We start from the raw sequence: 20,854 nt of genomic DNA on the forward strand, positions 1-20,854 counted from the left end.
GCCCGGCCGAAGGGCCGGGCACGACCCTCAGCGCACGCCGATACCAGCCGTCAAACCTCCATCGATGCGGTGATCCGATCCGGTAATGAACGCAGCCTTGTCCGACGCAAGGAAGGCCGCAAGTGTGGCCACCTCTTCGGGCTCACCAATGCGGCCAAGTGGGTGCGCTTCGCCGAAACGTCGAAACACGGCATCGATGTCAGCTTCCTCTCCTTCGAATGTGCGCGCAGCGAGTTCCAGGATCGGTGTGCGCACCGAACCGGGACTGATCGACACGACGCGAATATTGTCTGCCGCAAAGTCGATCGCCATCGCCCGCGTCAATGCGTGGATCGCCCCCTTCGACGCGACGTAGGCCGAGACGCCGGATTGGCACGCAAAGCCTTGTACGCTCGAGATATTGATGATCGCGCCGCCGCCGCGCTTGCGCATTTCCGGTATGCCATATTCCGCCGTTAGATGGATGGAGCCGACGTTCACCGCCATGCAGCGCATGAAAGTCTCAAAGGGCGTGTCCGTGGCATTGCCGTAAGGATGCACCGCCGCCGAATTGACGATGATATCGACGCCCCCAAACGCGGCGACGGCTTCGGCAACGGCGTCCGCCACGTTGGCGGGGATGGAAACATCCGTATGGATGACACGAAGGGCCAGACCCGCTGCGGCACCGATCTCCGCAAACTCGTTGTTCGCCTTTTCATCGATGCCAAGGGACGCGACGGCTGCGCCCTCGCGCGCCAGATGCAACGCGATCGCGCGTCCGATGCCAGTGGTCCCAGTGACGATTGCGATCTTGCCGGTGAATTCTCCCATCAGCTTCCCCCACTCTTCTCGGCAGAAATGAATTCAAGACCGGCGCTGAGATGTCGATCCATATGGTAGACAAAGGCAATCCGGTCGCGATCACGCAGGGCATGAAGAATGTCGCAGTGCTCGGCCACAACCGTCTGCAATGTCGGTCGTTGCGATTTGCCCGCAAGCATCAATCGCTGAATGACCGGCTTCAACATGCCATAGGTTTCCGACAATGTACGATTGCCGGCCGCGTCCACCAGCAGGCGGTGAAACTGGAAGTCAAGCTCGGAGGCACGCTCGGCGTTTTGCGCCGTCAGGATGGCTGTATTGACCGCTTCCATCTCGGCAAGAGCCTGGTCGGTCAGGCGTTCAGCAAGCAGATCGAACAGGTTCATTTCAGTGAGCCGCCGATATCCCTGTATGTCGCGGAAGGCGTCGACTGAAATCTCCATGGCGAAGGAGAAAAGATCGCGCATCGCGTTCTGATGCTGGTCTGTCAGGACGGCGCCGACCTTTTGCCTGGATTCGGCGACACCATAGGCCTTCAAGGTGCGGAAGGCTTCGCGCACCGTATTGCGACTGGAATCGAACATCGTGGCCAGCTCGACTTCGCTCGGCAAGACGTCGCCCACGCCGAGCCCCCGTTCGCGGATCAGAACACGGATTTGTCGGACGACATCATCCACAGCCGAAGCGCGATTGCTTGAGTCCACAGGCAGCACCTCCATTTTTATGAAGCCTAATATGTTGGCCTTATTTTGGCAACGCTCGCTTTCGGCTTGCGTCAATCCCGAAAAATGCGCTTAATTGTCCAACATTTTAGGGAGGTGTTGCAATGTTGGAGAGTTGGCGCTGGTTTGGACCGCAGGATCCGGTCACATTGTCCCATGCTCGTCAGGCCGGCGCGCGCGGCATTGTAACCGCCCTCCACCACATCTATGACGGCCGGGTCTGGAGCCCCGACGACGTCGCCGAGCGCATGGCGCTCGTGAAAAATGCCGGTATGGTCTGGTCGGTCTGCGAGTCCATCCCTGTCAATTCGGCTATCAAACTGCGAAACGAAAACTGGCGCCGCTATGTCGACGCGTGGAAGCAGAGCCTTGCCAATCTCGGCAAAGGCGGCGTGCCGGTGGTCTGCTACAATTTCATGCCCGTCGTGGACTGGACGCGCACAAACCTTCTCTACCCGACCCCCGTCGGCGGCTTGGCGCTTCGCTTCGACATGATCGACTTTATTGCTTACGACGTCTTTGTTTTGAAGCGTGCTGCAGCCGAGGAAAGCTACAAGACCACGCTTGTCGAGGCGGCGCGTGAGCGACTGGCAGGGATGAGCGACGAGGATGTGCAAACCCTTGAAAGAAATATTATCGCAGGTCTGCCCGGCGGCGAGGACAGCCACACGCGCGAAACCATTCGCACGCATATTGCAGCTTTCGACGATCTCTCGGACGACGATATGCGCAGCAATCTGGTCGAGTTTCTGAAAGAGGTCGTGCCGGTGGCGGCCGAAAACAACGTGCGCCTGGCAATTCACCCGGACGATCCGCCGTTCTCGCTGTTTGGGCTGCCGCGCGTCGTATCAAAGTCCGAGGACATCGAGACCATCCTTTCAGCAGTCAATCACACTGCCAACGGTATAACCCTTTGCGCCGGCTCCTACGGCTCACGCCACGGAAACGACGTCGTCGGTATGGCGAGCCGTTTTGCCGAGCGCATCCACTTCGCGCACCTGCGAAATGTTACGAAGGAACCGGATGGCTCCTTCATCGAATCCGAACACCTCGGTGGCGACGCCAACATGGTCTCGCTGATCTCGGTGCTGCGCCGGGAGGAGCGCCGCCGGGCCGCGGTCGGCAGAGCAGACAGCATCATTCCGATGCGTCCCGACCATGGCCACCTTTTGATCGATGACCAGGCCAAGAAGGTCAATCCAGGCTATTCCTGCATCGGCCGGCTCAAAGGATTGGCGGAGCTCAGGGGCGTAATTGCCGCTGTGGATCAGCTGGACGTTCAGGCTGCGTCAACACCACTACCGTTCTGCCGTGGCACGCGCCTCGAGCGCATGCCTTAGCGAGCGTTGCACGATCGCGGGCGTTGTCGGCTTGCTGACGACACCCAGCGCCCCCTGAAATCGTCCGGCGACCGCTTCCGGGTTGCCGGTCATGAAAACCACCGTCACACCGAATTCCTCGACGAGACGTCTGCCGATTTCGGGGCCCGTCGCCCCGTCAGCCAGATTGACATCGACAAACGCGATATCTGCCATCGGCGCCAGCCTCAGCGCTTGCTCCTTGTCGGTTGCAAGACCGATCACGTCGAGCCCCATGTCCTTGACAGTCGATTCAAGGTCGATGGCAATGAGGAACTCATCCTCAACGATCAAGACGCTTTGACTGGCAACCCGGTTTGTCCGTGGTTTGCTTTCGACATCGCTGTCCATGTATCGTCCCTTGTTCTACCCTTTTCACCGCACTGGTTATGCCCAACTGCAGGTTGGCGAAGAGGTAACGGCGCTTGGGCCGATATGTTCCGGGTTGGAGCGAAATAGTTCAGGGTCAAATCACTGTTAATATTGACAAATCGTTAACAGCAAGCCGCAGCGCACGTAAGATCCGATGGATTTTGCCGGGAAATCAACCGTTTGTCTCAAAAGTAAGAGCGGGTTCGCTGCGGAAATTGCGCGGAGAAGGCGTGTCTTGCGCTCTGGCGCCCCCCTGAATGTCGCGCTTGAGCTCCTTAATCTTCAGTCTCAGCTCACAATCAACCCCTCGCAATGCAAGTTCACCGTCCGAGAAGCAGCCACCGCTTTCGCTTTACGGCGTACGGCACGCTCAGCGGGGACCATCGTATGAAGGAATCGGTTCTTATCTCACGACGATCATTGATTTCGGAAGACCGAATAACTTCTCCCAATGCAGCTCGGCATCCGGAAAGTACCGGCGCATCTCCGTTGCTGTGAGCAGTTGTGTCGACAATACCTCGTCGAGGGTCTGGGGCTTTGGCCAGCCCCAAGTGTGCCCTAGAGGCCACCATATTGCAGCCTTGTAGCGCAACGGTAGGGGCAAGAACTGCATTCCCGGCAACAACCAGTGAGGCTCTACCGGGAAATATCGATAGGGGGTTTGGATAAGGTACCGCGGTGCCATCTTTCTGGCGACATGGGCAAGCTTTGACCATGCGTGATGACCACCCACATGTTCGATCAGGCTGTTTGAAAATACCAAGTCAAAAGTCTGATCGGTAAGCAGGCGATCAGCTTCGCAGGCATCGCCCCGAATCGTAGTAAGTCTTCCCGCCTGTTCGTCGATGTCCAGATTGACGATTGTAACCTGAGGCGGTTGGAATGGCGCTTTGAGCCACCAGTTTCTCGTCCCGCCGAGGTCGAGGATTTTCATCCGAGGGAGATCAGGCATGAGCTTGAGCATCATTTCCCAGCGCTTCAGCCTGATACGGGCTGACAGTGATCGATCGCCATTGACGAAAAGATTACGAGCTGCGGCAACGTCCATTTTCTAGCACTCCCATCAGAATGATGCCGCAGCTAGGGTAGCTCGCCGAAAACAGGACGTCGCCTTAGCTCATTGGATGAGTGGGGGGATAAAAACTAAGAAGGAAACACCTTCTGTGGTCTGACAGCGTAATTCTGGGCAACGAAAGGTCCCAGCAGTGGCGTGGGGCAGTGTCATCCAGCTCGAACTGAGCATTCCGTCGTCGCTGCTGACCCTTTCTGGCGCGCCTTCAACCATGCAAATCAAAGGCCGGCATCTCACGCCCATGTGAGCGCGCTACGGCATCGTGTGTCCCATTCCGAAACAACGTTTTGGCCGAGTTGACAACCGGTTGTGGAGTGCGGAGAGTGCACCCCGGACCAGCGCCAGCACCTTGGGGGGACCTATGTCTGTACGCGCGTTTTTCGCCATTGCCGCCGTTGCTCTCGCATCGATCATCGCAAGCCCTCCCGCGCTCGCGGCAGACACGAAACGCGAGATCCAGACGATCCAGGACGCCGACTACTTCGGCTTCGATCTGCGGACCGAACAGAACCTTACGCTCGATCAGTGCAAGGCATCCTGCATCGGCGATAAGTCCTGCAGAGCCTTCACCTACAATCCGAAGGTGAAGTGGTGCTTCCTGAAGTCCGATTTCAAGACGATGAACGCCTTCCCCGGCGCCATCGCCGGCAAGATCGTCGAGACCGCCGCAACGCAGGAGCCGGATATCGGCGCCGCCCCCCGCCTCAGCTTCCTGTCCGGCGATGTCATCCAACAGGCGCGCAACGACAGGGCCAACCTTGAAGTGGCCGACGATCAACAGGGCCAGAGCGCCGACAGCCTGATCGCCAACGGCCGCCTCGACCTGACGGCAGGCAATGTCATCGACGCTGTAAAGTCCTTCCGCAGTGCGCTCGCACTTGCCCCTGACAACGCCGATCTCTGGCTGGAAATGGCACGCGCCGCCGACAGCTTCGCCAAGACCGACGACAACAACGGCAGCGAAATCTACGGACAGGCCGTACTGGCCGCAGTGAACGGCTATGAGTTGACGCGGACAACCTCGGGCCGTGCCGAGGCGCTTTCGGTGCTCGCCGCCGCGCTCGACAAGAACACCGATTATCGCGCCGCCCTCAACGCCTACAAGGCGAGCCTGGCACTGGTGAACTCAAGAGAGATCCAGGCCGCGTTCCTGCAGTTGAAATCGACTGAAGGCTTCCGCATTACCGAACATACAGTCGATGCAGACAGTGCCAATCCACGCGCCTGCGCGACATTCTCCGAGTCGCTGGTCAAGACCCTGGACTACACGCCCTTCGTCACGTTAAACGGTGCTGCCCCCAAAGCGCTCGAAACCAAGGACAAGCAGGTTTGCGTCGAGGGGCTGACCCACGGCGAAAATTATAAGATCACCTTCCGCACCGGCCTGCCCTCTTCGGTCGACGAGGTCCTCGAGGCCCCGGTCAGCCTCGATGTCTACGTCAAGGATCGCACCGCCAGCGTGCGCTTCACTGGTGACAGCTTCGTCCTGCCGTCGACGGCACGTCGCGGGATCCCGATCGTTTCCGTTAACATGACGTCGGCCAATCTCAAGCTCTACCGCGTCGGTGATCGTGGCATCGCACCGCTGTTGACGAGTTCGCAGTTCCTGACCCAGCTCGACGGCTACAGCGCACAGCGGATCGAAGACGAGAGCGGCGAACTGGTCTGGCAAGGCTCGATCGATGTTGCCAACGATCTCAACAAGGACGTCGTCACAAGCTTCCCGGTGGATGAGGCACTGCCCGAACGCAAGCCCGGCGTCTATGCATTGACGGCAACGGCGCCGAACGCCCCGGACCAGGACTGGAATGCGCAGGCGACGCAATGGTTCGTCGTCTCCGATATCGGCATTACGACGTATGCGGGGACGGATGGCCTTAACGTGTTCACCCGCTCACTCGCCTCGGCAAAGCCGATCGCTGGCGTTGAGTTGCAGCTCCTTGCGAAAAACAATGAAGTGCTCGGAACCGCGACGACGGATGCGAATGGTCGGGCGACTTTCACCGCTGGTCTGATGCGTGCAACGGCCGCCCTGACGCCTGCTGTTATCACCGCCAGGAAAGGTGACGCCGACTACGTCTTCCTCGATATGACGCGCGCGGGCTTTGATCTCTCCGATCGCGGCGTCACTGGCCGTGCTTCGCCGGGCGCCATCGATGTCCTGGGCTGGACAGAGCGTGGCATCTATCGCGCCGGCGAGACGGTGCATGCTGCAGCCCTTGCCCGCGACACAGATGGGAATGCCATCGAGAACCTGCCGCTGACCTTCATCTTCCTGCGCCCCGATGGCGTCGAGGACCGCCGGATCGTCAGCCAGACCAGCAATGTCGGCGGCTACGCCATCGACGTGCCCGTTCAGGAAAACGCCATGCGTGGCACCTGGACGATGAACATTCACACCGACCCGAAGGGCTCGCCGATCGCGACGAAAACCTTCCTTGTCGATGACTTCGTGCCCGATCGCACGGACATGGAGATCAAGACCGAGGCGAAGGTCATCGGTCCGGAAACGCCCGCGACAATCACCATCAGCGGCAAGTATCTCTATGGAGCACCGGCTGCCGGGCTGTCGCTCGAAGGCGATGTCGTGATCAAGCCGACCCGCCAGGCAGACGCCTTCCCCCGCTACTTCTTCGGCCTCGCCGACGAAGAGGCCAGTGAAGACACACGCCAGACAATCGAAGGCCTCCCCGAACTTGACGAGAACGGCGAGGGTATTACCGAGCTGACTGTCGGCGACCTACCGGCAACGACGCAGCTTCTCAATGCCACCGTCTATATCCGGATGCAGGAAGCCGGCGGTCGCGCCATCGAGCGTTCGCTCGTTCTTCCCGTCAAGAACCAGGGCCCGATGATCGGCATCAAGCCGGAATTCTCAGGCGACCTCGGCGAAAATTCGATCGCCAACTTCACCGTCATCGGCGTTGGCGCCGACAGCGAGAAGCAGGCGATGAGCGGTTTGCGCTGGAAGCTTTACAAGCTGAACCGCGACTACCAATGGTATCGCGACGGAACGGCCTGGAAATATGAGCCGATCTACACCGCCGAGCAGGTTGCAAACGGCAATGTCGATGCGTCTCTCGACGGAGCAAAGATATCCTCTCCCGTTGCTTGGGGGCGCTACCGCCTAGAAGTCGAAAGCACTGAGACCGACGGCCCTGCTTCAAGTGTGGAATTCGATGCAGGATGGTTCGTCCAGGCAACATCGACGGAGACGCCTGACGGGCTCGAGATCGCGCTGGACAAGGACAGCTACAAGATCGGAGAGACGGCAAAGCTGAAGGTCTCGTCGCGCTATGCAGGCGAATTGATGATCGCAGCCGGCACGGAAAATCTCGTCGCCGTCCTGAACGCTTCAATTGGCGAGAATGGCGGCGAAGTCGATATTCCGGTCACCTCGAATTGGGGTGCCGGCGCTTACGTTACCGCCACATTGTTCCGCCCCGGCGACGCCCAGGACAGCCACATGCCGATGCGCGCCATTGGCGTGAAATGGCTGAAGGTCGACCCGGCAGAGCGTGCGTTGCGCGTCGCGATCGACGCACCGGAAAAGATGCTGCCGCGCGCACCGCTGCCGATCACCCTTGCCGTTGCCGGTGCGGGTGCCAACGAGGACGCCTATGTGACCGTTGCTGCCGTTGATGTCGGCATTCTCAATCTGACCCGCTACGAACCACCCAACCCCGAAGACTGGTATTTCGGCCAACGCCAGCTCGGTCTCGAGATCCGCGACCTCTACGGGCGGCTGATCGACGGCTCGCTCGGCGCCACCGGCAAGCTCAGGACGGGCGGTGACGGAGGTGCCGTAGCACTTCAGGCAAACCCGCCGACGCAAAAGCTCGTGGCCTTCTTCTCCGGCCCCGTGAAACTTGATGCCGAGGGCAAGGCGAATGTCAGCTTCGACATTCCGCAGTTTAACGGCACAGCTCGCGTGATGGCAGTTGCTTGGTCCAAGGTCGGCGTTGGCCATGCGACGAAGGATGTCATCATTCGCGATCCGGTCGTCGTGACGGCTAGCCTGCCGCGTTTCCTCGCACCCGGAGATAGGTCCGAGCTTCGCCTCGATATTGCCAATACCGACGCGCCAGCAGGCGACTTTAAACTGACCGTTGCCGGCAACGACGCGGTGGGCGTTGACCAGGCTTCGCAGACGATCCATCTCGAGGCCGGTGCCAAGTCAGCCCTGACACTCGCCGTCACCGGCAAGCAGCCGGGCAATGGCAGCGTTTCGATCAATCTCTCCGATGCAGCGGACCTGTCGCTGGATCAGACGGTTGACGTCACCGTGCGACCAGCTGTTCTGCCGATGACCGAACGCCGCGTGCTGGCGCTCAATCCATCCACCAAGCTGACAGTCGACAAGGCATTGCTGGCAGACAGCGTGCTGCCAGGCGCCTCCGTCAGCGTCAGCGTCACGCGTTCGGCCGCCTTCGACATTCCCGCTCTGCTGATGTCGCTCGACCGCTACCCATTCGGCTGCGCCGAGCAGACGACGAGCCGTGCCCTACCGCTGCTCTATCTGAGCGAACTTGCCAAGCAGACCGGCCTTGAAGATGACGCCGATGTCAAGAAACGCGTTCAGGACGCAATCTACCGGGTCCTTTCCTATCAAGCCTCGGCCGGAAGCTTCGGCCTCTGGGGCCCTGATAGCGGCGATCTCTGGCTCGATTCCTATGTCACCGATTTCCTGACGCGCGCGCGCGAACAGAAATATGACGTACCGGATCGCGCTTTTGTGCAGGCGCTGGAGAACCTTCAGAACGCGCTGAGCTATGACATCAATGTCAAGGATCAGGGCGACCAGATCGCCTACGCACTCTATGTTCTCGCCCGCAACAAGAAAGCCGCAATCAGCGATCTTCGCTACTATGCCGATACGATGATTAACGATTTCCCCACGCCACTTGCCAAGGCTCATATCGCGGCGGCGCTGGCGCTTTATGGCGATGCAACCCGCTCGAAGAACATCTTCGTCGACGCTTTGCAGATGTCGGAACAGTCGATGGTTACGCGCGTCAATCTTTCGAGAACGGACTATGGCTCGATCCTGCGGGACGGCGCCGCAATCCTTGCTCTCGCGGCCGAAAGCCGGCCCGTCCCGCCCGTGGTGCCGGAACTCGCGAAGGCTGTCGCCAAGGAATGGAACCGCAGCAAATATACGAGCACCCAGGAACAGGCCTGGATGCTGCTTGCCGCGCGTGCCATCCAGGGCGGCGACGATTCGATCAAGATCGACGTCAACGGCGCGCTGCACAACGGCGCCTATATGGCGAAGATAACCGGCGACGCCTTGATGGGCAACGCACTCACTCTCACCAACCAGACCGGCGAGCCCGTCTCGGCTGTCGTCACGACGGTGGCCGCTCCCGTCGCGCCGCCGCCCGCAGGCGGCGATGGCTTTGCCATCGAACGCACCTACTACACGATGGATGGCGAGCAGGCGAATGTCACCGAGGCGAAGCAGAACGAACGCTATGTTGTCGTCTTGCACATCACGGAAAGCAACAACTGGCCGTCACGCATCGTCGTCACGGATCTGCTGCCGGCCGGCTTCCAGGTCGACAATCCAAGCCTAGTTGACAGCGCCCAACTGACGAACTTCGACTGGATCGGCGAGATGACCGCCGCCCATACGGAATTCCGCAACGACCGTTTCGTGGCCGCGTTCAACCGCTCTGCGGATGACAATCGCGAAATCAACGTCGCCTATGTCGTACGCGCAGTCACGCCCGGCACCTATGATCATCCGGCAGCCGTCGTCGAGGACATGTATCGGCCGCAGCTTTCTGCGCGTACGGCGACCGGCAAGATGGAGGTCACCGCAGCGCCGAAATGAAAGCGAAGGAGAAGCTCGCGATCGGAAGCGTCGCCGGCATCCTCCTTGCCGGCGTCGGGCTGGTCTTGATCGACGCCGCCGACCGGGCCTATCCCCCGCCACTCGACAGGGCAGACACGGTCTCTGCGGAAGTGCTCGACGCGGATGGTCAATTGCTGCGCGCCTTCGCAACCCCCGAAGGTCTCTGGCGTCTGAAGACCACATCGGCCAATGTCGATCCGCAATTCCTCAAGATGCTTGTCGCCTACGAAGATCGGCGGTTCTACACCCATGCCGGTGTCGATCTGCAGGCAATCGGACGCGCCGCGGTACAACTCGTCACCAATGGCCGCATCGTCTCCGGCGCATCGACCCTATCGATGCAGGTCGCCCGGCTCATCGAGCCACGCCAGGGCCGCTCGCTGTCGGCGAAGCTTCTCCAGATGGCCCGTGCCATCCAGATTGAGAGACGCCTGTCCAAGGAGCAGATCCTCGATCTCTATCTGACGCATGCGCCCTATGGCGGCAATCTCGAGGGTGTGCGGGCGGCAAGCCTTGCCTATTTCGGGAAAGAACCACGACGGTTGACGGTCGCCGAAGCCGCCCTCCTTGTGGCGCTGCCGCAGTTGCCGGAAAAGCGACGCCCGGACCGTAACTTGGCGGCCGCCGAGGCAGCGCGCAAACGTGTCCTGGAACGTGTCGCCGTCGCCGAGGCTGTCGGTGAGGGCGAGGCGGCGCGCGCCGAAATCGTGCCGGTGCCGTCTCAACGCCTGCAGCTTCCGGCGCTCGCCGCGCATGTGGCCGAAGCAGCACGCCGCAGGGATCCGAAGACACTCCAATACCAGACCACCCTGAAGAAGCAGGTGCAGGCAGGATTGGAAGCCGTTGCCCGTGCCTCCGCGCTGAAACTCGGCACGAAGCTGTCGATCGCCATGGTTATGGCCGATGCACAGACAGGCGACATTCTCGGCGAGGTTGGCTCGGCCGACTATTTCGACGCCAGCCGTTCGGGCTGGATCGACATGACGCGCGCCAGCCGCTCACCGGGTTCCACGCTGAAACCGTTCATCTACGGCCTCGCATTCGAAGAGGGTCTCGTAAGCCAGGAAACGATCATCGAGGACCGACCGGCTGATTTTTTTGGCTACCGCCCGCGAAATTTCGACATGAGCTATCAGGGCGATGTCACGGTGCGCGAAGCGTTGCAATTGTCCCTCAATGTCCCGGCGGTCAAGCTGCTCGACGCCGTCAATCCGGCAAAGCTGCTCATCCGCTTTCGCCATGCCGAGGTGCGTCCGCTATTGCCCCCAAACGAAACACCCGGCCTGGCAATCGGCCTCGGTGGCCTCGGCGTCACGCTGAAGGATTTGGTCCAGCTCTACACTGCGCTCGCCAATCGCGGCCAGCCTGTGCGCATCGGCGACGGCGTCAACGACCGGCCTGGCAAGATAGATGGCGAGGGCATGCTTGATCCGGTGGCCGTCTGGAATGTCGCCGATATCCTCTCGGGCGTCCTTCCGCCGGCCGGCGCGCCAAAACGGGGGATCGCCTACAAGACGGGGACCAGCTACGGCTATCGCGACGCCTGGTCCGTCGGCTATGATGGACGCTACGTGCTCGGGGTCTGGGTGGGCCGGCCCGACAATGGCGCCGTGCCGGGATTAACGGGCTACGGCACTGCGGCCCCCATCCTCTTTGAAGGCTTTGAAAAATCAGGGATCGCGACGACGCCCCTCCCCCGTCCACCATTGGGAGCAATGCGGATCGCCCAGGCCGAGCTGCCGATCAGCCAACGTCGCTTCGCCATCAATCCAAGTGGCTTGTTGGCAACCTCCGGCCGCGAACCGGCGCCGCAAATCGTCTATCCGCCCGAGGGTGCGCATGTCGATCTAGGGGCGAAGAGCGGCGATCCCTCGCCCCTGACGCTGAAACTGCAGGGCGGGCGAGCCCCCTTCCGCTGGCTCGCCAACGGCAAGCCTTTGCCCGATATCTCCCGCCGTCGCACCAATCAGTGGATGCCAGATGGCGGCGGCTATTCAAAGCTCACCGTGATTGACGCAATGGGCCGGGCAGCAAGCGTCGGCGTCTTTGTCGATTGACCGACAAACTCGACCGTCGGGGTTAGGCGACTACATCCAAGGGTGTACGTGCCTTCAAAGATAAGTTTCGTCTATATTAGCCGAGCCTAAATCGGATGATCGCATTTTGTTTGGTCACCGATCGTAGTCGGTTTTTCCTTGTTTGCGTTGTCTTCGTCCAACACTGCATCGTCTTGGTGCGGCTAAAAAGAGGTGAGCATGAACAACAGCGAGGAGCCGCGGTGGGAGCTCGACGATGAGCTCAAGACCTTGTCGATCACGTTTCCGACCGATCCACCGGTCGCGTTCGTACTTGACGCGGATTCGCTATCAAAGCTCATCGACAGCGCCGGTCAAATCAGGGCAGAGATGCCCCCGCCACACCAGGAGACTTGGAAAGGCGGCCAGATGGTCAACGCCGTGCTCGATCCTCGTTGGTATTCGGAACCCGACGCGTTGCTTGGAGAATCGCTTCTCCACATTCGTGACCCGCGCTTTGGGTGGCTGCACTATGCCCTGCCCCGAGAATCCGCCAGGGCTCTGGGAATCCTCTTGGTGCACCAAGCTGATGACGTGCCGGATGACGAGCACGAGCAGCCTCGCAAGAACTGATCTCTTCACCGAATGGTAGGCCCACTTACCGCTTTTGTCTGAAGTGCAATCAACGCCCGGTCGTGCTCTTATGATATGGCAAGATGCGGAATTTGTTTCGAGTAGTATTTCAGTATCTGCCATTATCCTTGCGGTTGACTATGGCCTGCCCTCCGGCAGGCCATTTGTCTCTGTGCAGGCTTCTTCCGCCGAATTTGCCGAACGTTCCGCTTGACCTTCCAGTTGCTGGAAGGTTCATAAGGTTATCCACTGCCTTGTCCGGCAAAGGAGAACCGAATGGATAGCAACCGCGGCCATCACCACCACGATCATCATGGCCATGATCATGGCGCTACAAATACGGACGGCATCGTGCGCGATCCTGTCTGCGGCATGACGGTCGATCCCGAGGCCGGCAAGCCTTCGCTTCTATATGAAGGGCACACCTATCATTTCTGCTCGGACGGCTGCCGGCGAAAGTTCGAGGCTGCACCGCAAGACTACTTGACGGCAACAGATCCGGTTTGCGGGATGACTGTGAAGCGCGCCACTGCAAAGCATATGCTGAAGCATGAGGGCGAAAGGTTCTACTTCTGCTCGGCTGGCTGCAAGGCGAAATTCGAAGCAGACCCCAGCGCCTATCGAGACGGCAAGAAACCCGCCGAGAGGCCGATGCCGAAAGGCACACTCTATACCTGCCCGATGCATCCCTAAGTCGTCAGCGATCATCCGGGCGACTGCCCGAAATGCGGCATGGCGCTGGAACCGATGGGTGTTCCACCAGCTGACAAAGGCCCGAATCCGGAACTGGTGGATTTCACCCGCCGCCTCTGGGTGAGCGGCGCGCTCTCCATCCGCTGCTTGCAATCAGCATGGGTCCGATGATCGGTCTGCCGCTACGCGACTGGATCGGCGAACCAGAGGCGACGTGGATCGAACTTCTTCTTGCCACGCCGGTCGTTCTTTGGGCCGCGCTGCCGTTCTTCCGGCGGGCACGGGCTTCGCTCGTCAATCGCAGCCCCAATATGTGGACGCTGATCGGGCTCGGCGTTGGAACGGCCTACGTCCCTGGCGAACCGATCCCGGTCGAAAAACAGAAGGGTGACGCGGTCACCGGCGGCACGATCAACAAGAACGGAACGCTCGTGATGATCGCCGAGAAGGTTGGTGCCGACACAACGTTGTCGCGCATCGTCGACCTGGTCGCAAAAGCCCAGCGTTCGCGTGCGCCCATCCAGGGAGCGGTCGACCGCGTTTCCGCCATCTTCCTTCCCGCTGTTGTCGCCGCAGCTATCATCGCTTTCATCGTCTGGAGCCTTGTCGGCCCCGAGCCACGCATGGCACATGCGTTGCTCGCCGCCGTTGCTGTTCTGATCATCGCTTGCCCCTGCGCACTCGGCCTGGCGACACCCATGTCGATCATGATCGCGACGGGCCGCGGCGCTCAGGAAGGCGTTCTGATCAAGGACGCGGAAGCGCTTGAACGCTTCGCACGCGTCGACACCCTGATCGTCGACAAGACAGGTACCCTGACGGAAGGAAAGCCGAGACTTACGGATGTCGTTTCCCTTGGCGGCGTCGCAAAAACTCGCCTCCTGAAGCTCGCTGCCAGCCTTGAGCGTGGATCCGAGCACCCGCTGGCCGAGGCCATTGTATCCGGCGCCCAGGAGCGCGGGATCGATCTGAGCGACGTCACCGGCTTTGAAGCAAGAACCGGCAAGGGTGTGGTGGGCAAAGCCGACCGGACCATTGTCGCGCTTGGCAACGCCGCAATGATGGAGGATCTCGGTGTCGACGTTACACCTCTTGCCGAACAGGTTCGGTCGTTCCGGGATGAGGGCAAAACCGTGATGTTCGTGGTGGTCGGTGAAAGGCTCGCCGGCTTCGTGGCGGTTGCCGACCGGATTAAGCCGACCACGGCAGCTGCGATCAGGGCGCTGCACGAGAACGGCCTGACCATCATCATGGCCACAGGCGACAATGAACGCACCGCGCGCGCCGTGGCAAAAAGCCTTGGCATCGACGAGGTACGCGCCGACATCCTGCCCGAAGGCAAGAAGGCTTTAGTCGACGAACTGCAAGCTAAGGGTGCGGTCGTCGCCATGGCAGGCGATGGCGTCAACGATGCGCCTGCGCTCGCCGCGGCCGACGTAGGTATCGCGATGGGCACCGGTGCTGATGTTGCAATGGAAAGCGCCGGCCTGACACTCGTCAAGGGCGATCTGAATGGGATCGTCCGTGCAAGGCGGCTCGCGATGGCCACCATGCGCAACATCCGCCAGAACCTCGGCTTTGCTTTCGGCTACAACGCACTTGGCGTACCGCTGGCAGCGGGTGCGCTCTACCCTGTGTTCGGATTGCTGCTGTCGCCGATGATCGCTGCCGCCGCCATGAGCCTGTCGTCTGTGTCGGTCATCGGCAATGCGCTACGACTGCGGCTCGCCAAGCTATAGGAGATCGCCGTGAATATAGGGCAAGCATCGGAACGCTCCGGATTGGCGTCGAAAACGATCCGCTACTATGAGGATATCGGCTTGATCCGCCCCGACCGGGGCGGAAACGGCTATCGCGACTATGCCGAGAGTGACGTCCACAAGCTGCACTTCTTGCAGAGATCGCGCGGCCTCGGCTTTTCCGTGGAAGAATGTCGTCAGCTGCTGGCACTCTACGAAGACAAGAGCCGGGCGAGTGCGGATGTAAAGGAACTGACGCAGGCGAAGTTGACGGAAATCGATCGAAAGATCCGGGAACTCACGGGGCTGCGCCGGACATTGGAACATCTGGTCCACACATGCCATGGCAACGACAGACCGGATTGCCCGATCCTTGAGGAACTGTCGGACGGTCGCCCCGGGTAGGCTCCGGTTAATTCGACACGGTTTTGCACGAGCGTTGTCCCGACGCAACCTTGTCGGCTTCCGCGAGCCGTCTATCACTGATTCTCGTTCGAAATTTTTCTCGATGGCTGGAATAATTCGTCGCTCGAATCCGTATACTCAATCATGGAACGGAAAGAACGCCCATTCGATGTCATCGGCCAGCTTGCAGCACTTCGGCGCTATGCACGCTCGCTCGTGCGCAATTCGGATGATGCGGAAGATCTCGTTCACGACGCGCTGCTGCGGGCCTACGAAAAGAAGCAGAGTTTCCGCCGTGGTGGTAACCTGCGGACCTGGCTGCTCTCGATCCTGCACAATGCTCACATCGATCGCATCCGCCAAGATCGCTCTTTGGCACGTCGGCACGAGGAAGCCGCCGTCGAGACAGAACAGTCGCAGCAAGCCGGCCAGGAACACGCCGTCCGTCTCCAGCAGGTGCGAGACGCATTCTTCCATCTGCCGGAGGAACAGCGAGAGGCGCTACATCTGGTCGCGATCGAGGACCTTTCCTACCAAGAAGCAGCGGCAGCACTCGGGATACCGATTGGCACCTTGATGTCACGCATTTCGCGCGCCCGCGCGCAGCTTCGTGAGTTCGAGGAGAAGACGCCACGCGCTGCGCACCTGAGACTGATCGGAGGGAACGGCAATGAAGGTAATTGATCCTGTCATCGACGCTGATCTCGATGCTTATGTCGACGGAGAACTCGACGTGGCGCGCCGCATTCAGGTCGAATCCTTCCTTTCAGAAAACCCCGCGATTGCCGCGAAGGTCATGGCTGACCTGAGCATGAGGGGTGAATTGCGCCTCGCGCTCGCCAACGAAAGTGCCTTCGGTCGCCCGGAAACGCGCGACGCAGCTCGACGCCTGGAGCGCGGCCTCACCTATGGTCGCATCTTCCATTCGATGCAGCGGATTGCTGCTGTCGGCATTCTGGTCGCCGCAGGCTGGGTCGCGCACACCTCCTTCGGCGCATTTACCGCGACCGAAGTTGCCGCCTCTGTGCCTGCCCCGGCCTATGTTGAGGATGCGGTACGCGCCTATCATACGGCAATGCTGCGCCAGTCCGTGCCGTCTCAGTCTGTGGCGAGCTACAAGCCAGAGGATATTCGTTCGGCAACTGCGATCGTCATGCCGCAACTGCCGGAAGACTGGACGATTTTAGACGTGCAGATCTTCCCGTCCGAGTTCGGCCCGAGCGTCGAGATGGCTATCAAGGCGGCGGACAGCAAGCAGCTTTCGCTGTTTGCCGTGAGACCCGGCGCATTCGCAGTGCAGTCCATAAGCCACGTCGCGCTCGACAAGGCAGAAGCAGCCTACTGGCAGATCGGCGATGTGGCCTATGCGCTCGTAGCCGGCGATCGCGACATAAATCTGGATGCGGAGGCCGATCGGCTCGCCCGCACCCTCTACTAGTTAGTTCAACCGAGGAGATCAGTATGAACCCGACCAATCCGCGTTTTGGCTACGGCTCAGCCGCCGGCTCGCAGGCGCTCTTCGACGAGGGCCTGCGCCAGCATATGCTGCGCGTCTACAACTACATGGGCCTCGGCCTCGTTATCACGGGCATCGTCGCCGTTATCGTCGGCAGCACTCCGGCGCTCTATGTGCCGATCTTCCAGTCCCCGCTCAAGTGGGTCGTGATGCTTGCGCCGCTCGCCTTCGTCTTCTTCTTCTCATTCAAGATCCAGACGATGTCGGCCAGCGCTGCACAGATGACGTTCTGGGCCTTCTGCGCAGTCATGGGCCTTTCGCTCGCATCCGTCTTTCTCGTATTCACGGGCACGAGCATCGCACGCACCTTCTTCATTGCCGCGACCATGTTCGGCGCTACCAGCCTTTACGGCTATGTGACCAAGCAGGATCTCTCGCGTTTCGGCTCGTTCCTGATGATGGGCCTGATCGGCGTCATCATCGCGAGTATCGTCAATATCTTCCTGGGCTCGAGCGCCCTGCAGTTCGCGATCTCGGTGATCGGTATACTCGTCTTCGTCGGTCTGACGGCCTACGACACGCAGAATATCAAGGCGCAGTATTCCGAGAATTACGATCAGGAATCGAACCAGAAGCTTGCCGTCTTCGGCGCGCTGTCGCTCTACCTGAACTTCGTCAACATCTTCCAGCTGCTGCTCAATTTCACGGGCGAGCGGGAGTAAGGATAAGCGCTTCTGGGGGCAAAGGAAGCGCTAGGGCGCCCGGTCCGCACTCTGTGACAGGATGCGCGGATCGGGTGCTCACTCAACGAAAGCGGCCGGGTCTCCACACCCGGTGTGGCTTTTACTTTGCGGTTTCAAACCGGCAAATGTCATACGCAAGTTAGGTTGTCTTCTCTATTCGGCGTGGTGAGGTCAAGCACCTTCTGACTGTCCGTAGCTATGACGATTGATGTCTTGCCGACGACGCACAGCCGTACTTTCGGCGGCGATGGCGGCCGGCGACCCGGGTCACATGTCCGATCCATGGCTGCAGACTTCGTGATCGATGCCCTTCCTGCAACAACCGCATCGTGGTCTTCGATCAGGCCGAACTCGTTCCGCAGCACCGCTGCGTCCACTGCGGCTTCGATCTGCGCCAGGCGCCAAACGTTGTCAGTGCGGGGGCAAGGCGGCTGGACCGGTCCATCGGCGATATCTGCAGACTGGAAGCAATGACGGGATCGCTGTCCCATCGTTCCCTTGTCCAGCGTCTGCTGAGCATGCCAAACATTGCCAACATCTATCCTGCGAAATCCCTGACAAGCCTGTCGACTGCGGCGCGTAATCGATGCTTCGAGAGGCTCTCGAAGCGACCGAGTGAGTGGCTCATCGTCGGCGACGACGTTGACGCCGCACGTTGGCGACGTTTGATCCTGTCGGCTGGAGGGCACGGTGCTTTGATCGGTCTACTTGCGAACGCCCTCGAGCGACGAAGGCACCAGCAGCTTTTGACGAACCGACCCCCGCCGACTGGGGAGTTGTCCTCCTTACTGAGCGCCTATGCACGGGTCATGGAAGTGCCTCGCCGTCAGCCCTCGAAACCGCCATCAGACCAGCGACATACGAGATAAAGATGGTGGTGAAATCAGAGCCGACGTTCTCGATTCCAATCTTAGCGAAAGTTGCGATTAGAGGCCACTTTTTGCGCTATCGGGTGCGCTGCAGTTCGCAGCGTCGGATCGAGGGTCAACGCCCTGGCGGCTTGAACTTTTCGCGTGCGCGCTCGACCTCGGCCCGGATCACGCAGCCCTCGACATGATCGTTGATCAGCCCGATCGCCTGCATGAAGGCGTAAACGGTGGTTGGCCCGACGAATTTCCAGCCCTGCTTTTTGAGGTCCTTCGACAGGGCGACCGATACGGCTGAGGTCGAAGCAGTCTGCGGTTTCGCAAGCTGTTCCGTGTCCGGCTCGTAGCTCCAGATGAAGGCCGCCAGCGAACCTTCCCGTTTGACGAGTTCCTGCGCCCGTCGCGCATTGTTGACAACGGCCTCGATCTTGCCGCGATGGCGGACAATGCCCTCGTCCTTGAGCAGGCGATCGAAGTCGCGCTCTGTGAAGCGTGCTATCCTGTCGAAATCGAAACCGTGGAAGGCTGTGCGGAAGTTCTCGCGCTTGGCGAGGATAGTGCGCCAGCTCAGTCCGGACTGAAACCCCTCGAGGCTCAGCTTCTCGAACAAGCGACGGTCATCGCTGACCGGGAAGCCCCATTCTGTATCATGATAGCCAAGAAACTCCGGTGCGGCGGCGCACCACCGGCAGCGCGACTTGCCGTCCGGACCCAATATCGTTGCGCTCATAAATCTGCCGTTGGATTGAAAAGATGGGAGATGTTCGCTCAGCCGAGCAGAAATTCCAGCCGTGCATCGGCCTTCGTCGGTGTGATCTCGAGAATTTCCGCCGTGACGACCTTCTCTGCTACGAAGGGATCATCATTCACCCGGCTTTCCAGGTCCGACAGTGTCGTATTGTGCGCCAGGATCCCGCCGCCCCTGTTTGGCTGAAGACTGCCGACCAGCAAAAAGATGCCGTCTTGCAAGCCGCGTTGGATCCAAGCTTTGTGGCCCTCCATGAACTGGCCGGCCTGGGCTTTGTTGTCGGAAAATTTGAGCAGCACGACGAACATATTCACTCCTTCTGTATTCTAGATGCACATGCCAAGCCCGCGCTTGGGTGCGCAGTTGCCGAGTCCTTATGTCTTTGCCGCATTCCGGCTGCACACCGATCGGCTTCCGTTGATTTTCTTGGGCAAGCGCCCCATGGGCCAGCCCGTTTTTGGCTATTCAGGCGCGGCACCCGCTGCACACGATCTCAGCCAGCCATACATCTGCTCGACTTCCTGCCTTACGAACTCCTCGTCCTGAAAGGCATTCGACAGCGTCGCGACGCCTTGACTGCGGGCGAGAAGGTGCATCGCAAGCAGGTCGGCGTCGGCCTTGCGGCCGAGCGCGACGAACTGCCTGCGAAGCCAGGTCCTGAACAGCGTGAACAACTGGTTGGCGTCGCCCCGTGCTGTATGGTTCAGCTTCGCAAGCTCACTGGTCAGCGTGCCGATCGGGCAGCCGTAACGCTTAATCTTTTCTCCGTTGACGATCAGGATGTCGATGAAACTGCGGATGCGATCCTCCGGCGTTTCCCCGTCGATCTCCCATCGCTCCAGCATCGCCTTCCTGTCCGCCAGCCGCCTGCTGATCACCGCATCCAGGATTTCATCCTTGGATTTGAAGTGATGATAGAAATTGCCGCGCGAGATCTTCACGATATCGGCAATGTCGGCAAATGACGTATGCTCGTAGCCTTGTCGATAGAACAGATCATCGGCCGCCTCGATGATCTCGTCGCGGGTTGTTTTGTTGCTCATCATTCCATCCTCGGCGCGATGACAAGTCGGTTGGCGAAGGCCAATTCGCCCAACTGGAACGGCTCGAACAAATCGACAGGCATAGTTTCCACCCCGAGATACACACGATAAATAGGACGACTGTCCTAGATGCGTTTTTAGGGCGACTGTCCTAGATTGTCAACCGTCAGATCATCATTACTGTTGTTGGCATGCCCCACTTTGTGTTGGACAAGACGCGATCGCTCCAAGGCCGTCGCCGCCTCTCGAACGGGCGTAGTCAAGGTGTGGCGCCGCAGCCATCATCTGCCGGCGTCGGCGACCAGCTTGATGAGCCCACGGATGTCTC

Annotated in this window: 16 protein-coding genes and 1 pseudogene; 9 read left to right on the top strand and 8 right to left on the bottom strand. The window is 60.1% G+C overall.

The genetic code is table 11. The features are described 5' to 3' along the window. Positions 1 to 27: 27 nt before the first annotated feature. Together K9B32_RS08810 and K9B32_RS08815 are read right to left on the bottom strand one after the other, a co-directional pair. Positions 28 to 813: an SDR family NAD(P)-dependent oxidoreductase gene (locus tag K9B32_RS08810; RefSeq protein ID WP_224561560.1), complete on the bottom strand. Its 786-nt coding sequence runs from the start codon at positions 811 to 813 to the stop codon at positions 28 to 30. After that, positions 813 to 1,508 (bottom strand): FadR/GntR family transcriptional regulator, encoded by a 696-nt coding sequence (locus K9B32_RS08815; protein ID WP_224561561.1) that lies wholly within the window; start codon positions 1,506 to 1,508, stop codon positions 813 to 815. Before K9B32_RS08815 ends, K9B32_RS08810 begins: the two co-directional genes overlap by 1 nt. Before the next feature lie 122 nt (positions 1,509 to 1,630). Between K9B32_RS08815 and uxuA the strand changes: the two genes are divergently transcribed. Further along, on the top strand, positions 1,631 to 2,866 hold the full coding sequence (uxuA, locus tag K9B32_RS08820) for a mannonate dehydratase (protein WP_224561562.1): 1,236 nt from the start codon (positions 1,631 to 1,633) through the stop codon (positions 2,864 to 2,866). Here the strand turns inward: uxuA and K9B32_RS08825 are convergent. Both K9B32_RS08825 and K9B32_RS08830 read right to left on the bottom strand, forming a co-directional pair. Then, positions 2,825 to 3,235 (bottom strand): response regulator, encoded by a 411-nt coding sequence (locus K9B32_RS08825; RefSeq protein WP_224561563.1) that lies wholly within the window; start codon positions 3,233 to 3,235, stop codon positions 2,825 to 2,827. The two genes, uxuA and K9B32_RS08825, sit on opposite strands and share 42 nt — an antisense overlap. A gap of 424 nt (positions 3,236 to 3,659) precedes the next feature. Next, complete coding sequence (locus K9B32_RS08830) at positions 3,660 to 4,304, bottom strand: SAM-dependent methyltransferase (protein WP_224561564.1); 645 nt, start codon at positions 4,302 to 4,304, stop codon at positions 3,660 to 3,662. A gap of 385 nt (positions 4,305 to 4,689) precedes the next feature. On the opposite strand from K9B32_RS08830, the gene K9B32_RS08835 reads away from it, so the two are divergent. The 8 genes and pseudogenes from K9B32_RS08835 to K9B32_RS08870 all read left to right on the top strand — a co-directional run bounded on the left by K9B32_RS08835 (position 4,690) and on the right by K9B32_RS08870 (position 17,848). Then, a complete protein-coding gene (locus tag K9B32_RS08835; RefSeq protein ID WP_224561565.1) occupies positions 4,690 to 10,164 on the top strand; it encodes an alpha-2-macroglobulin family protein in 5,475 nt (1,824 codons plus the stop codon). Continuing rightward, positions 10,161 to 12,242 carry a penicillin-binding protein 1C gene (gene pbpC, locus K9B32_RS08840; RefSeq protein WP_224561566.1) on the top strand — a complete coding sequence of 694 codons (2,082 nt, stop codon included), beginning with the start codon at positions 10,161 to 10,163 and terminating at the stop codon, positions 12,240 to 12,242. The genes K9B32_RS08835 and pbpC overlap by 4 nt, the downstream gene beginning before the upstream one ends. A gap of 198 nt (positions 12,243 to 12,440) precedes the next feature. Beyond that, positions 12,441 to 12,833, top strand: coding sequence for a hypothetical protein (locus K9B32_RS08845; RefSeq protein WP_224561567.1), 393 nt, complete (start codon positions 12,441 to 12,443; stop codon positions 12,831 to 12,833). Positions 12,834 to 13,109: 276 nt separating this feature from the next. After that, positions 13,110 to 15,265, top strand: a pseudogene (locus tag K9B32_RS08850) (heavy metal translocating P-type ATPase). A 9-nt stretch (positions 15,266 to 15,274) separates the two neighbouring features. Further along, positions 15,275 to 15,670, top strand: a complete 396-nt coding sequence (gene cueR, locus K9B32_RS08855; RefSeq protein ID WP_224561568.1) for a Cu(I)-responsive transcriptional regulator — start codon at positions 15,275 to 15,277, stop codon at positions 15,668 to 15,670. 144 nt (positions 15,671 to 15,814) lie between these two features. Further along, positions 15,815 to 16,354, top strand: a complete 540-nt coding sequence (locus tag K9B32_RS08860; RefSeq protein ID WP_224561569.1) for a sigma-70 family RNA polymerase sigma factor — start codon at positions 15,815 to 15,817, stop codon at positions 16,352 to 16,354. After that, positions 16,341 to 17,108, top strand: coding sequence for an anti-sigma factor family protein (locus K9B32_RS08865; protein WP_224561570.1), 768 nt, complete (start codon positions 16,341 to 16,343; stop codon positions 17,106 to 17,108). Before K9B32_RS08860 ends, K9B32_RS08865 begins: the two co-directional genes overlap by 14 nt. Positions 17,109 to 17,131: 23 nt before the next feature. Beyond that, positions 17,132 to 17,848 (top strand): Bax inhibitor-1/YccA family protein, encoded by a 717-nt coding sequence (locus K9B32_RS08870; protein ID WP_224561571.1) that lies wholly within the window; start codon positions 17,132 to 17,134, stop codon positions 17,846 to 17,848. A 149-nt stretch (positions 17,849 to 17,997) separates the two neighbouring features. Here the strand turns inward: K9B32_RS08870 and K9B32_RS08875 are convergent, their stop codons facing one another. The 4 genes from K9B32_RS08875 to K9B32_RS08890 all read right to left on the bottom strand — a co-directional run bounded on the left by K9B32_RS08875 (position 17,998) and on the right by K9B32_RS08890 (position 20,526). After that, positions 17,998 to 18,360, bottom strand: coding sequence for a hypothetical protein (locus tag K9B32_RS08875; RefSeq protein WP_224561572.1), 363 nt, complete (start codon positions 18,358 to 18,360; stop codon positions 17,998 to 18,000). A 493-nt stretch (positions 18,361 to 18,853) separates the two neighbouring features. Further along, positions 18,854 to 19,465 (bottom strand): DNA-3-methyladenine glycosylase I, encoded by a 612-nt coding sequence (locus tag K9B32_RS08880; protein ID WP_224561573.1) that lies wholly within the window; start codon positions 19,463 to 19,465, stop codon positions 18,854 to 18,856. Between the two features lie 38 nt (positions 19,466 to 19,503). Then, complete coding sequence (locus K9B32_RS08885; RefSeq protein WP_224561574.1) at positions 19,504 to 19,791, bottom strand: YciI family protein; 288 nt, start codon at positions 19,789 to 19,791, stop codon at positions 19,504 to 19,506. A 153-nt stretch (positions 19,792 to 19,944) separates the two neighbouring features. Continuing rightward, a complete protein-coding gene (locus K9B32_RS08890; RefSeq protein ID WP_224561575.1) occupies positions 19,945 to 20,526 on the bottom strand; it encodes a TetR/AcrR family transcriptional regulator in 582 nt (193 codons plus the stop codon). Between the last annotated feature and the right edge of the window lie 328 nt (positions 20,527 to 20,854).

Source organism: Rhizobium sp. 3T7, assembly GCF_020166565.1.
In the GTDB taxonomy this organism is placed as follows: Bacteria; Pseudomonadota; Alphaproteobacteria; order Rhizobiales; family Rhizobiaceae; genus Rhizobium.